Source organism: Spirillospora sp. NPDC048824 (assembly GCF_043198455.1).
GTDB lineage: Bacteria > Actinomycetota > Actinomycetes > Streptosporangiales > Streptosporangiaceae > Spirillospora.
Genome location: NZ_JBICUS010000017.1, coordinates 104752 through 118392, shown reverse-complemented (window position 1 = coordinate 118392; position 13641 = coordinate 104752). Strand labels below are relative to the sequence as shown.

The window sequence follows — 13641 nt, the reverse complement described above, 5'->3', positions numbered from 1 at the left end:
GCGCGGGTCAGTCGATGAGGGCGTTCGCCAGGGTGCGCCACTCTGCGTGGGGGACGGCGTTCGGGTCCGTTGGAGATACCGCGAGCACGACCTGGTCGGCGCCCGCGTCGAGGTGGCGGGTCACGCGGGCGGCGACGGTGTCGATGTCGCCCCAGGCGACCAGGCCGTCGAGCAGGCGGTCGCTCGTCCCGGTGATGTCCTCGTCGGCGAAGCCCATCCGCCGCAGGTTCTGCGGGTAGCCGCCGACCCGGGTCAGGAAACCGACGGGCTCCCGGACCGTGTCCCTGGCCAGCTGCGGGTCGCTTTCCAGGACGACGTACTCCATGACGGCCAGGGTCGCCTCGGCGCCGAGGATGTGCCGGGCTTGTGCGGTGTACTCCGGGGTGACCAGGAGCGGTATCGCGCCGGACGCGCGGTCGCGGGACAGCTCCAGCATGCGCGGGCCCAGCGCCGACAGCATCCGGGCGCCGGCGGGGACGGGCGGGTCGGCGGCGTCCAGGCTGTCGAGGTAGGCGTTCATGGTGTGCAGCGGGCGGTCGCCGTGCGCCCCGCCCAGCCCGGTGATCAGGCGTCCCGGATCGGTGGCGTCGAGGTCGCGGTGCAATGCCGCCACGTCTTCGGGCGTGTACCCCCAGGCGGGGATGATCGCGCTGCCGACGGGAATCTTCTCGGTCGCCCGGATGACGTCCCGCAGCGGGTCCAGGGTCGCCAGCTGTCCGCCGGCGATCCAGAGCGTCGAGTAGCCGAGGCTCTCCAGCATGGCGGCGTCCTTGAGGTGGCCGCCGTCGGCGCGCACGTCCAGGGTCACACCGATGGGTCCAAGGTCGAGCCGTGTCATCTGTCGTCGCCCCCAAGGTCGGGTTCTTCGTCGAACGAATGCGACGGTAGGTTCTCAACTTAACTTGAGGTCAACCCGCATCTCGGCCGTGGTGCGGCCCGCGTCCCGGCGGAGGGGGGACGCGGGCCGCTGGGGCGGAGGGTCAGAAGCCTGCGGTGATTCTGGTGAACTCCCATTCCTGCTGGTCGATGCCACTGCAGTTGGACGTGACGCCGCCGCCGGGGCAGGGACGGTCACGGTTGACCGACCAGTACGCCAGGCGGGACAGGCCGTGCGAGGCGGCCCAGTCGCGGATCTGGGTCCAGGCGGCCGCGGACGTGACCTCCTGCTGGTCCGACAGGCCGTTCATGCCGGAGATCCCCATGTGCGAGTAGGCGGTCGCGTCCGACCATCCGAACGCCGACTTCAGTGCGTTCCTCAGGCCCTCGGACGCGCTGACGGTGCTGCCGTACATGTCGGAGCCGCCGCCGAAGTTGAACGGCATGATGGTGAATATGTCCACGTCGGCCTGGAGTTCGGCGGCGCGGTCGATGAGGCGGGTGCCCCAGTAGTTCGGCCCGGCGGTTCCGGTGCCGAACGTCAGGATCGTCTGGATGCCTGGGTTGTTCCGCTTGACGATCTTGAGGGCGTTCAGGATGCGGTCCTGGACGGTGGCGTTCTCGAACTCGTCGCTGTTCTCGATGTCGATGTCGATGGCCTTGAGGTCGTAGGCGTCGATGACCTGCTGGTACGCACCGGCGAGAGCCTCGGGTGTGGCGCAGTTCGGGCCCAGCTTGTTGCCGGACCAGCCGCCGATGGACGGCAGGACGTCACCGCCGGCCGCGCGGATCTGCGCGATGCTCTGCGCGTCCACACCGCCCTGGAGGGGACGGGTGCCGTCCCATGCCGGGCTGCAGCCGCCACCGGACAGGATGAACGCCATCGTGAACCACTTGATCCCCGTCGCGTTCATGACCGTGGACGGGCTCGGCGGGTTGCCCCAGCCCATGTAGAGGTAGGGCGCGGCGTGCTTGGTGACGTCCGGTGTGGTGCAGCCTGTCGTGGTGGCGGTGGCCGGGCCGCTCGCGGCGGATTCGCCGGCGGAGTTGTACGCCTTGACCGTGTAGGTGTGGTCGGAGCAGGCGGCCAGCCCGGTGATGGTGGCGCTCGTACCGGACACGGTGGCGCGGACGGCGGAGCCCTCGTAGACGCGGTAACCGTCGACCGTGCCGGACGACGCGGACCATGAGAGCGTCAGTGCGTCGTCCGTCCGGGCGGTCACGGTCGGGGCGCCGGGGGTGGAGGGAGCACCGGGTTCGCCGTCGTCTCCGCCGGTGCAGGACGTGCCGTTGATGGTGCAGTTCTGGGGTGAACCGGAACCGGTGACGATGAACCCGAACGAGACCGTCGCGCCTGCCGCGACGGTTCCGTTGTAGGAGCGGTTGGTGAATGCGGCGTGCTGCCCTGACTCGGTGAGCAGGGCGTCCCAGTAGGTTCCGACGGACGAACCGGATGGGAGGTCGAACTCCACGGTCCACGAGGAGATCGCGGAGCCGGTGTCGTTCTTGATCGTGTACTTGGCCTCGTAGCCCGACCCCCAGTCGGCGGACTTGGCGAACGTCGCCGTCACCGACGCGGCGTTCGCCGGGATCGGGGAGAGCAGGGCGAGGACGAGTGAGCAGAGGGCCGTGAGCAGGAGGGCGGGGAGTGGTCTTCTCAATGTCGCTCCCGGGACGGAGATGTGGACGGCGGGAATCCCCCGAACCCCGAGTGGTGCGCCTCTATTTGATAGGAAACCTTCCTGTTAATTGGTGAACCTTAACCGGCCTCTGCGCCGTCCGGCAAGCCCCGCGGAGGCGGCCCGTTTAGGGACGCCGTATGGGGTACGCAGCCCTGAATCGGCAGGACTGGAGGATGCATGCCGCAGAACGTGTTCGTGCTCGGCCTGGACGACCTGAACCTCCGGATGCTCCGAGAACTCCCTCACCTCGCGCAATACCGTTTCCACCCGCTGATGTCGCTTGAGGAGATGCAGCACGGCGAGATCGACTTCGACCGGCTGCTGGCGAAGGCGGAGTCGGAGCTGGACGCCTTCGACGGGCGGATCGACGCGATCATCGGGTTCTGGGACTTCCCGATCACGACGATGGTCCCCGTCCTGTGCGCCCGGTACGGGCTGCGCAGCCCGACCCTCGAATCCATCGTGAAGTGCGAGCACAAGTACTGGAGCCGCATCGAGCAGCGCACGGTGATCGACGAGCATCCCCCGTTCGGGCTGGTCGATCTGGAAGCCGACGAGGCGCGGCCGCCGCCGGGGCTGCGCTACCCGATGTGGCTCAAACCGGTGAAGTCGACGTCGGCGGCGCTGGCGTTCCTGGTCAGGGACCCGGACGAGTTCGGCCGGGCCGTCGCCGAGATCCGCGAGGGCATCGACCAGCTCGGCAGGCCGTTCGAGGCCGTCCTGGCCCGGCTCGACCTGCCGCCGGAGATCGGCGAGGTCGGCGGTACGGCCTGCATGGCCGAAGAGGCGATCTCGGGCGCCCAAGTGACGGTCGAGGGCTGCAGCTTCGGCGGCGAGGTGCGCGTCTACGGCGTCGTCGACTCCATCGACTACCCCGGCAAGCCGAGCTTCCTGCGCTACCAGTACCCGTCCTCGCTGCCCGGCGAGGTCCTCGAACGCATGACCGGCATCACCGAGCGCGTGATCAGGCGCATCGGGCTCGACTCCACGACGTTCAACATCGAGTACTTCTGGGATCGCGAGAACGACGCGATCAACCTCCTGGAGATCAACCCCCGGCACTCCCAGTCGCACGCCCCGCTGTTCGAGTACGTGGACGGCGTCCCCAACCACCAGTACATGGTGCGGCTCGCGCTGGGACTCGACCCCGAACTCCGGCCCTCGGGCGGAGGCGAGTACAACGTGGCCGCCAAATGGTTCATCCGGCGGTTCACCGACGGCGTCGTCCGGCGCGTCCCCTCCGCGGACGAGATCGCGGCGGTCGAGCGGGACCTTCCGGGCACGATCGTGAAGATCGCCGCGGAGCCCGGTGACCGGTTGTCCGAACTGCCCCTGCAGGACAGCTACAGCTACGAGCTGGGCCGCGTCTTCATGGGCGCCGCGAACCAGGCCGAACTGGAAGCCCGTTACGAGCAGTGTCTGGCAGCCCTGAAGTTCGAGGTCGACGAGTAGACGATCCGGCGTCGCCGAGCCTCACGGAGGAACGAAATGCGTACGGTGACCGCGCTTCCCTACGCGGTGCGGGAGGACGAGCACGTCTGGATTCCCATGTCGGACGGTGTACGCCTCTCCGCACGCATCTGGCGGCCGGTGGCCTCGGACGAGGAACCGGTCCCGGTCATCCTGGAGTTCATCCCCTACCGGAAACGGGACCTGACGGCGCGGCGCGATTCGATCCATCACCCCTACATGGCCGGACACGGGTATGCGGGCGTGCGGGTCGACCTGCGCGGCACGGGCGACTCGGAGGGCGTCCTCACCGACGAGTACCTGGAACGCGAACTGCTCGACGCCGAAGAGATTCTCGCCTGGCTCGCCGACCAGCCGTGGTCGAACGGGCGTGCGGGGATGATGGGCATCTCCTGGGGCGGGTTCAACGCGCTGCAGGTCGCGGCGCGCCGTCCGCCGAGCCTCGCCGCGATCGCGCCCCTGTGCTTCAGCGACGACCGGTACGCCGACGACGTCCACTACATGGGCGGCTGCCTGCTGAGCGACAACCTGTCCTGGGCGTCCACGATGTTCGCCTACACCTCGTGCCCGCCCGACCCGGCGGTCGTCGGCGAACGATGGCGCGACATGTGGCGGGAACGCCTGGAGCACAGCGGGCTGTGGCTGGAGGAGTGGCTCCGCCACCAGCACCGCGACGACTACTGGCGGCACGGCTCGGTCTGCGAGGACTACTCCGGCATCCGGTGCCCGGTCCTCGCGGTGAGCGGCTGGGCCGACGGATACTCCAACGCCGTGTTCCGCGTCCTGGCCAACCTGGACGTCCCCACGCAGGGGCTCATCGGCCCCTGGTCGCACAAGTACCCCCATCTCGGCGTGCCCGGCCCGGCGATCGGTTTCCTGCAGGAGCTGGTGCGGTGGTGGGACCACTGGCTCAAGGACACCGACAACGGCGTGATGGACGAGCCGAAACTGCGCATCTGGATGCAGGAGAGCGTGCCGCCCTCCACCGCGTACGAGGAACGTCCGGGCCGCTGGGTCGGCGAGACCTCCTGGCCGTCGCCCCGCATCGACGTCCGCAGCCGTCCGCTGGAAAGCCACCGCATCGCCAAGGAGGGCGAGAAGGTCGAACCCGGGGAACTGACCGTGGAGTCCCCGCTCTCCGTCGGGCAGTTCGCCGGCAAATGGTGCTCCTACAACGCGCCCCCGGACCTGCCCTACGACCAGCGCGAGGAGGACGGCGGGTCGCTCGTCTTCGAGAGCGAACGCCTCGACGAGCGGTGTGAGGTCCTCGGCGCGCCCGTCGTCCGGCTGGAGCTGGCGGCGAACCGGCCGCAGGCGATGGTGGCCGTCCGGCTGTCGGACGTGGCGCCGGACGGCCGGGCCACCCGCGTCACCTATGGCCTGCTCAACCTCACGCACCGCGACGGGCACGCCGCCCCGCGCGCCCTGGAACCGGGGAAGCGGTACCGGATCGGCGTGACCATGAACGCGATGGCGCACGCCTTCCCGGCCGGGCATCGCATCCGCGTGTCGATCTCCACGTCGTACTGGCCGCTGGCCTGGCCGCCGCCGCGCTCCGTCCGGCTGTCGATCTTCGCCGGCGCCGTGGACCTGCCGGTCCGGCCCGTCGGCGCGCCGGGCGAACCGGACGTCGGCGCCTTCGGGGAGCCGGAGGGGGCGCCCCCCATCTCCGCCACGCAGCTCAGGGCCGGTGAGGAGGGGTGGACGGTGTCCCGCGACCTCGTCGGCTACGCGTCCACGCTCAAGGTGGTCAAGGATCTCGGCGTCGTCCGCATCGACGACATCGGCCTGGACATGGCCCGCCTGGCCAAGGAGACCTACGGCTGGACGGGCGACGACTTCACCTCGGTGTTCGGCGACGTCGAATGGCGCATGGGATTCGTCCGGGGCGACTGGGACGTCAGCACCGTGACCCGCACCAAACTGACGTCCACCGAGACGGACTTCCATCTCCACGCGGAACTGGACGCCTACGAGGCCGACCGCCGGGTCGCCTCCCGCAACTGGACGATCACCATCCCCCGCGACCAGCTCTGACCGGCCGGGTCGGTGGGCAGGACCCGGCGGTTCAGTGGGCGGCCGGCTCGAACAGTTCGATGAGGTTGCCGGCCGGGTCCGTGAGCAGGATCTGGCGGCCGCCGGGGCCGGAGACGACCTCGCCGGGGAAGGACAGCCCGGAGGCGCGCAGCCGGTCGATCTCGGCGTCGAGGTCGCCGACGACGAGGTGGACGCGGTTGCGGCCCGGCGCGGCGTGGTCATCGGGTGTGGCGCGGGCGCCGGAGCTCGGCGGGCCCGACAGCAGCAGCCGCAGCGGGCCGCGGACCACGTCGGCGAAGGCGGGTGCGGGGTTGGAGCGCACGGTGAAGCCGAGGTGCGTCGTGTAGAAGTCGACGGCGGCGGCGACGTCGTCGACGATGTAGCGGACGCCGGCGAACTCATCCGGTGTCGTCATGGTTGACCTCCGGGTCGGTGGCGAGAACGGGTAGCAGGTACCCGATACGGGTGTCGATCTGCGCCGCCGTGTGCCTGAAGGCGGCGTGGCCCGGCTGACCGGAGCCGGCGGCGGCAGGGTCGGGAATGCTCCAGTGGATCCGTCGCGGCCGGCCGCCGAACTCGGGGCAGACCTCGCGGACCTTGTCGCACAGGCTGATCACGTAGTCGAACGGGCGGCGGGCGACGGTGTCCAGATGCCGCGGCCGCTGGTCGCCGACGTCGATGCCGTAGTCCTCGCCGAGGATCCGCACGGCGTCGGGATGGAGACGCGGTCTGGGGTGGCTGCCGGCGCTGGTCACCTCAGCGTCGTCGCCGGTGCGGTGGCGGAGCAGGGCCTCGGCGATGGGTGAGCGGGCGCTGTTGCCCGTGCACGTGAACAGCACGCGAGGCCGAGCCGCCGGGCGTCCGGCGGATCGAGGTGGGGTGGGGCCGAGGCGCAGCGCGGGGTGCAGACCGGAACCGACGGCGGCCAGGGCGTGTGCGCAGCGGTCCAGATCCAGCTGGTAGTAGCTGTCGCGGGAGTCGAAGCTGCTGCGGTGGGCGGTGACCAGCCCGCCCTCGCGCAGCAGCCGCAGATGGTAGGAGACCAGGTTCTGCGGCTGGCCGACCAGTTCGACGAGTTCACGGACCCGGTGGTCGCCGCCGGCCAGCTCGGTCAGCAGCCGCCACCGCAGCGGATGGGCGGCCAGCCGCACGAACGGCGGTACTTCCGGACCCTTCGACTCCATGCCTCCCAGGATACATCAAACGAGTTTGATGGGTCGGATGGCCGGTGGGGGGGCTCAGGAGCCCAGGAGGAAGCGGTTGAGGGTCTGCTCCACGCGGGTCATGGCCATCGACGGGCCGGTGAACGCCCTGACCGCCTGGTACAGCCGGTTCAGGCCGCCGGGATAGTCCAGGCAGGTGCGGACGATGGCGTAGGTGTCGGAGCGGGCGTCGGGCCTGCGCGGGATGACCACGCCGATCTCGAACGGCAGGGCGTCGACGAGCTGGTCGCGTCCCCGCTCGTGGGCCAGCAGCGGAATGTCGAGCAGGTGGTCGACGAGCTCGAACAGCGGCGGCGGATCCCCGGCGGGGCGGACCGTCCCGGCCGGCGCGGAGGGCGCCGGCGGTGACTGCGCGGGCGGTGCCGGCGGTGCCTGCGCGGGCGGTGACTGCGCGGGGGCGGACGACGGCAGACCCGGAACGTTCATCCAGGACCTCGTCGTCAGCTCTTTGACCTGCACCTCGACCGGCCGGTAGTCGCCCGGGTCGAGCAGGTCCCAGCCGTGCCGGACGACGTCGTCGTAGACGCGATCGGACACGATCACGCCCACGGCCGTTCCGGAGACGCGCAGCGCGTCCTTCAACGCGGGCGCGTCGAGGATGCGGAACGCGTCGTTCACGGCGGTCCCCACCAGGCCGCGGCCGTCCGAACGCGCCATCCCCATGTGCACGGCCACCCGCAGCTGCATCTTCGCGGAATCGCCCGAGACGGCGTTGTGGTGGCGGATCTCGGCGCGGAGCCGGTCGGTCACGGTGGTGAGAAGCGCGGTGAGGTCGTACTCCGGAGGCACGGCGATCATCACGCCGTCGCCCCGGTCCTCCCAGTAGCAGGCGTCGAACGCGATGCCGTTCTCCCGGAATGCCGTCCCGAGGCTCTCGTAGAGCACGTCCCGCACGTGGACGCGCACGCGGTCGGTGCGGGACGGGTCGCCGAACGAGGCGATGTCGCAGAGGTACAGGGAGCACAGGCCCGCCGGTCGCCAGTCGCCGCGTGCCGTGTCCACGGGTCGATTATGAGTGCCGGTCAGCGAGTGCGCCATGGGATCCGCCCCTGCCATGGGGGTCACTCCAGCAGGAGGGGTTCGATGTGGAGCTCCAGGAGTTCCCCCGCCGCCGCTGCGGCGACGTCGGGGTGCCGGTCGCCAAGCACCGTCCGCAGGGCGTCGGCCGACTGCGTGTCCGAGCTCTGAGTGATCACCTGGTGGTCGTGGACGGCGGCCAGCGTGTGCGGGTGGGCCGGACCCAGCCGGTTCTGGAGGCCCGCAGCGATATCGGCGGAAAGCTCCGCGGCGGACTCCATCTCGCCGAGCAGGTAGAGGTCGGCGGCCACGCCCGCCGCGCAGCAGAGGGCATGGTGCTGATCCGGATTCTCGTCGAGGCCGGCGCGGGCCGCCTCGTCGATCTCCAGAGCGGTCTGGGCGTCGCCGGCGGCCCTCAGCGCCGCCCCGTACCCGGCCGCGCAGACGTGGGTGAACGGGTGGCCCGCGCCCATCACCCGCTGGTACGCGGCGTGGGCCTCGCGGAGCCTGTCGCGTGCCCGGCCCAGGACGCCCACGGAGATCTCCGTGAGGGCGAGGCACACCTCGGCGGCGAGGGTGTGCGGGTGGTCGGCGCCGAACTGCCGCCGGACGCCGTCCAGCGTCTCCCGCGCGACGCCGTGCGCCTCGGCCGGTTCGCCGGACGCGCGGAGCGTCCCGGCGTGGGTGACGAGGAGCGGCAGCACGTGGGGCGGGGGCGGCGCGGAACGGGCGGCGTCCCCGAGGGATTCCCGCTGCACCGCGAGGGCCTCGCCGTACCGTCCGAGCTTGTGCAGGTCGCGGCTGAGGCAGTCGGCGACGCGGACCACGTCGCGGTGCCGCGGGCCGAGGCGGCGGCGCAGCCTCGCGTGGGCGTCGGAGTCCAGCGCGTGCGCGTGGTGGACGTCGCCGAGCAGCCGCAGATCCGTCCCGACGTCGGCCGCGGCGAGCAGCGAACGTGCGTCGTCGGCGCCGAAGCGCCGGAGCGTCCGCCGCCAGGTGTCGTCGTCGAGTTCGTACGCCTCCCGGAACCTGCCCTCGAACCGCAGGTCGACGCCGGCGCCGCGCGCGGTGGACAGGGTGCCGGGATGGTCGGGGCCGAACCGGCTCCGCATCCGCGGGAGCAGGCCCGCGCCGACGCCGGCGGCGGCGCGGTGGTCGCCGAGCAGCCGCAGCGCCTCCGCCAGCCGCCGGCCGATCTCCAGGAGAAGCTCGTCGTCGGGGCCGTGCAGGTCCGGCCACGCACCGGCCGCGGCCTCGGCGAGCCGCCTGCCGCCGTCGACGTCGCCGCGTGCGAGCAGGAACCGCACCTGGTCGAGGACCACGTGCCGCGCGGTGCCGAGCACGGCCTCGGCGGGCGCCAGATGCGGGGTGATCTCGGCGCGCGCCTCCCAGCTGTCGCTGTTCTCGGGTTCCTCGGCCGGGGTCGCGGCACTGAGGATCGCGTCGACGCATCCGCGGACGGGGGAGTGGTCCGCCGGCGGGGCCGCTGTCAGCCGCAGCACGGCCCGCACCTGGGGATGGACGCGGAGGACTCCCGTGTCCGGATCGAAACGCCCGAGCGCGTAGCGGTCGATGTCGCGCATCGCGTCCCGCAGCGTGGCCTCGTGCGCGAGCGCCGGCGCGAGGTCCGCCAACGGCCCGGACGACAGCATGCGGGCGGAGACCGGGTGGGAGCCGAGATGGGTCCACAGCTCCAGGAGCCGCCCGGCGGCGGGCCGTTCCGCGCCGAGCCGCGTGATGGCGAGTCCGGCCGCGGCGGCGACCCTGGGCGGTATCCGCGGTCGCTCGTCGCCGAGCGTCCGCGTCCGCCGGTCGAGGAGACGCAGGTAGTCCCGGACGTCTTCGCCGGACGACCGCCGTGCCGCCTCCAGCCATGCCGCCGCGAGCGTCAATGCCGCCGGATGGTCGTCCAGGTCTCGGGCGAGCAGGCCGGCCTCCTCGGAGGTGAGCCCCGGCGCGCGTGTGCGCAGCATTGCGACGCTGTCCGCGCGGTCGAGGCGGCCCACCCGGATGACGGTGTGCCCGGCGGCGGCCCAGGCGCCGGCCTCGCCGCCGGTGACCAGCACATGACCGGTGGACGCACCCGTCGCGGCGGGCGGCATCAGCGTTTCGAGGCCGGGCGGATCCGCCGCGTCGTCATAGATGAGGAGCCAGCGCCCCGCCGCCGTGCCGGCCCCGAGCGCCCGGAGCGCCTGCGCGGCGGTGCCGTAACCCGCGCCGCCCCCGGCGAGCCGCCCCGCCAGCGCCGCCAGGGAGGTCCACGCGTCCGTGGCCTGGGCGGCGGGAACCCACCAGACCAGGTCGTACTCGCCCGCGTACCGGTGCGCGTACTCGGCGGCGAGCCCGGACGTGCCCTCGCCGCCGAGCCGGTGACCGGACTCGGGGACGAGCGCCACCGGGCCGCCGTCCAGCGCCTCCCGGGTAGCGGCCAGCAGGGCGTCCCGTCCGGTGAAGCCGGGGTCGCGCGGCGGCACCCCGCCCCAGACCGGCGGGGCCCCCGCGGCGCGTCCGGCGCCCGGCCCCGGCCCCGCCGCCGGACGGGTTCCGCCGTCCTCGCCGGTTTCGGTGGACGTGCCGCCGAGCCGTTCGGCGACCTCCTTGTAGCGGCCGCCGAGCCGGGCCAGCACCCGGACGGCCACCTGGGCGAACGGCTGGTCGCGCGGGAGGATCTCCTCGCCGCGCCGGACCGCGCCGAGCAGGGCGGGGAAGTCGTGGGCGGAGCCGAGCTGATGCCTGACCACATGCCAGACCTCCGTGAGCACGCGCAGCGCGTCGCCGCGCAGCACCCCGCTCAGCAGGACGTCGCGCACCCCCTCCCGGAAGTCGTAGGAGACCGTGCCGCCAGAACCATCGGATTCGCCGGCACCGGCGGCGACGTCCCCGCGGAGGTGATCGGTGGCGGTCCCGCCCTGCGACCCGGCCGTCCGCATCAGGTCGCCCAGGTAGACCTCGGCGAGGTGCGCCGGAGTGGACCGGGGCAGCATCGCCCGCTGCACCAGCCGCATGACGTCCAGGTTCAGCGGCGCCGCCGCCAGATGCCGCGCCAGCTGGAACGCCTCGGGGGAGGACGCCGCGCGGAAGCGCATGACCCGCTCCACCGGGGACGGGTCGGCGCCGCCGGCGTCCCCGGCGAGCAGCGCCACCGCGCGCCCGGTGAACAGCGCGACGCCCGGCATGTCCCGCCCGCCGGCGGCGACGAACCCCGCCCAGGTGCGCACCCAGCGCGGCTCCAGCTCCATGACCGGCACGGCGACGCCCGGATCGGCGGCCGCCCCGGACGGGCCGCCGTTCTCGTCGAGGAGGGGCGCCGTGGTCGGCACCGCCGTGAGCCGGTCGTTGGGGGCGGCGCGGACCGCGGTGCTGAACCGCACCGGCTCCAGCGCCGCCGCGCACCGCGACCAGAGCCGCTGCGGCAGCGGCTGGACGATCGCGACCGGTCCCGCGCGGCCCCACCTCTCCAGCAGGGCGGCGGCGCGGCCGTCCCGCCAGGCCCCGCCGAGGCAGTCGCTCACGACCAGGACGACCCTGCGGCGCGTCGGGTCGATCAGCTCGCCGGGACTGCGGCCCTGGCCCGCGCTCCCGCCCCCGGGGGTGGTGTCGGTGCGCAGCCGCAACCGCTCGGCGTCGGTGTCCAGCCGCCACACCCGGACGTCGCGGAAGGCCCCGAGCTGCTGGAGCAGCAACCGCAGCTCCTCGATCGTGCGCTGCCAGATGACCATGGAGCGGCCGGCGTCCACCACGAGCGACATCTCCAGCCAGCGTTCCGGTGACGGCCGCATGACCGGAACCCAGACACCGGTCTCGGCCACACTCTGCGCCGTGTGCGCCTCGTCCAGATACGTCCGGGAGGGGGACGGCGCGGTGACCCGCAGCGGACGCATCGCGCGGACCAGCGGAAGGCTGTGCGAGATCGCGGCCACCCCCGGGCTGCGGACCGGGAACGCCCGGCCCGGCTCACGGCCCGTGACGTACAGGCCCGCCTGCGGGGCCGGATCCCTGCCCGCGGCCGCCGTGCGGTGGCCCTGCGAAGGCCCGGCGCCGCCCGCCGGCCGCGGTCCAGGGGTGTCGGCGGGCACGCGCGGCCGGGGCGCCTCAGGGGCCTGCGGGGCCGCGTCCCCTTCGGCCTCCCGCATCCGTGCGGCGAGCCACAGCGCGTCCGCCAGCTCCTGCGCGGTGGGCGGCGGATCGAGTGCCCACAGCGCCTCGACCAACCGGCTGATCATTTCGAGCCCGGGATGCCCAGCGGACGCAGGATCGTGTCGACCAGGTCGGCGAGCCCGCTCTCGGGCGGCCGGGCTCCCGAGGTCGCCAGGAAGATCGCGTTGAGCAGCTGGTCGGTGGCGAGGTCGCCGTGGGCGCGGCGTGCCAGGAAGTCGCGGATGAGCTCCTCGGCCTCCCGCCTGGCCGGCTCGCCCAGATGCGCCTCGACGATCTCGGCGAGGTGCTCGCCGCCCGGCGGCTCGATCGCCACCCGGACGCACCGGCGCAGGAACGCGGGCGGGAACTCGCGCTCCCCGTTGCTGGTGATGACGACGATGGGGAAGTCCGCGCAGGCGACCCTGCCGCGCTTGATCGACGCGGGGTCGCCGCCCGCCGTCATCACCTCCACGACCGGCTGGTCGTCGGGGAGGCGCTCCAGCTCCGGGATCAGGAACCAGCCCTCCTCGAAGATGTTGAGCAGGTCGTTCGGCAGATCGATGTCGCTCTTGTCCAGCTCGTCGATGAGCAGGACGCGCGGCAGGTCCCCCGGCAGCAGCGCGGTACCGAGCGGACCCAGCCGGATGTACCGGCCGATGCCCGGTGCGTCGGGCCGGGCGTCGGGGTCGGCGCCGCCATCGGTCTCCGCCGCTGCCGGGCCGGTCCACGCCGGTCCGGAACCGCGCAGGCTCGCCTCGTGGACCCGGCCGATCGCGTCGTAGTGGTAGAGGCCCTGCTGCAACGTGGACCGGCTCGTGATGGGCCAGTTCAGGACCTGACCGAGGCCCAGCTCGTACGCGATGCTGTAGGCCAGCGTCGACTTCCCGGAACCGGGCTTGCCGGTGACCAGCAGCGGCCGGCGCAGCTGCAGCGCCGCATTGACCTTGTCGACCACGCTCTCGTCCGTCCGGTACGACCTGGCGCGCCGGACGTCGCCGGGCCGCCGGTCCCCCGTGGAACCGGCCGCGCTGAAGTCCCGCCAAGGCGGAGGCGGCGGCAGGCTCCTGATGCGGTCGTGCGGCCGGTTGCCGCCCGTGAAGATGTGCCAGTCGCTCTGCGGGGCGGGCGCCGTGTCCGGCCCGGGGCCTGCGTCCGCCCCTGGCACTGCGTCCGGCCCGGGCACTGCATCAGACATGGGG

Annotated in this window: 9 protein-coding genes; 2 read left to right on the top strand and 7 right to left on the bottom strand. The window is 72.6% G+C overall.

The window, feature by feature from the left end; genetic code table 11:
• Positions 1 to 7: 7 nt before the first annotated feature.
• Entirely contained in the window at positions 8 to 838 is an 831-nt protein-coding gene (locus ACGFIS_RS29445) for a TIGR03620 family F420-dependent LLM class oxidoreductase (protein WP_392906433.1), read from the bottom strand.
• Between the two features lie 142 nt (positions 839 to 980).
• A complete protein-coding gene (locus ACGFIS_RS29440; protein WP_392906432.1) occupies positions 981 to 2537 on the bottom strand; it encodes a cellulose binding domain-containing protein in 1557 nt (518 codons plus the stop codon).
• 198 nt (positions 2538 to 2735) lie between these two features.
• On the opposite strand from ACGFIS_RS29440, the gene ACGFIS_RS29435 reads away from it, so the two are divergent.
• Together ACGFIS_RS29435 and ACGFIS_RS29430 are read left to right on the top strand one after the other, a co-directional pair.
• On the top strand, positions 2736 to 4010 hold the full coding sequence (locus ACGFIS_RS29435; RefSeq protein ID WP_392973251.1) for an acetyl-CoA carboxylase biotin carboxylase subunit family protein: 1275 nt from the start codon (positions 2736 to 2738) through the stop codon (positions 4008 to 4010).
• Between the two features lie 36 nt (positions 4011 to 4046).
• On the top strand, positions 4047 to 6065 hold the full coding sequence (locus ACGFIS_RS29430) for a CocE/NonD family hydrolase (RefSeq protein ID WP_392973249.1): 2019 nt from the start codon (positions 4047 to 4049) through the stop codon (positions 6063 to 6065).
• Positions 6066 to 6096: 31 nt separating this feature from the next.
• On the opposite strand, the gene ACGFIS_RS29425 is transcribed toward ACGFIS_RS29430, so the two are convergent.
• From ACGFIS_RS29425 to ACGFIS_RS29405, 5 genes are read right to left on the bottom strand one after another with little or no spacing between them, the layout of a single operon-like run.
• Positions 6097 to 6480, bottom strand: coding sequence for a VOC family protein (locus ACGFIS_RS29425; protein ID WP_392906426.1), 384 nt, complete (start codon positions 6478 to 6480; stop codon positions 6097 to 6099).
• A complete protein-coding gene (locus ACGFIS_RS29420; RefSeq protein ID WP_392906425.1) occupies positions 6464 to 7249 on the bottom strand; it encodes an ArsR family transcriptional regulator in 786 nt (261 codons plus the stop codon). Before ACGFIS_RS29420 ends, ACGFIS_RS29425 begins: the two co-directional genes overlap by 17 nt.
• 54 nt (positions 7250 to 7303) lie before the next feature.
• Positions 7304 to 8290 (bottom strand): hypothetical protein, encoded by a 987-nt coding sequence (locus ACGFIS_RS29415; protein WP_392906423.1) that lies wholly within the window; start codon positions 8288 to 8290, stop codon positions 7304 to 7306.
• 59 nt (positions 8291 to 8349) lie between these two features.
• Positions 8350 to 12528, bottom strand: coding sequence for an FxSxx-COOH system tetratricopeptide repeat protein (gene fxsT, locus ACGFIS_RS29410; protein WP_392973247.1), 4179 nt, complete (start codon positions 12526 to 12528; stop codon positions 8350 to 8352).
• Entirely contained in the window at positions 12525 to 13637 is a 1113-nt protein-coding gene (locus ACGFIS_RS29405) for an AAA family ATPase (protein ID WP_392906419.1), read from the bottom strand. The genes fxsT and ACGFIS_RS29405 overlap by 4 nt, the downstream gene beginning before the upstream one ends.
• Between the last annotated feature and the right edge of the window lie 4 nt (positions 13638 to 13641).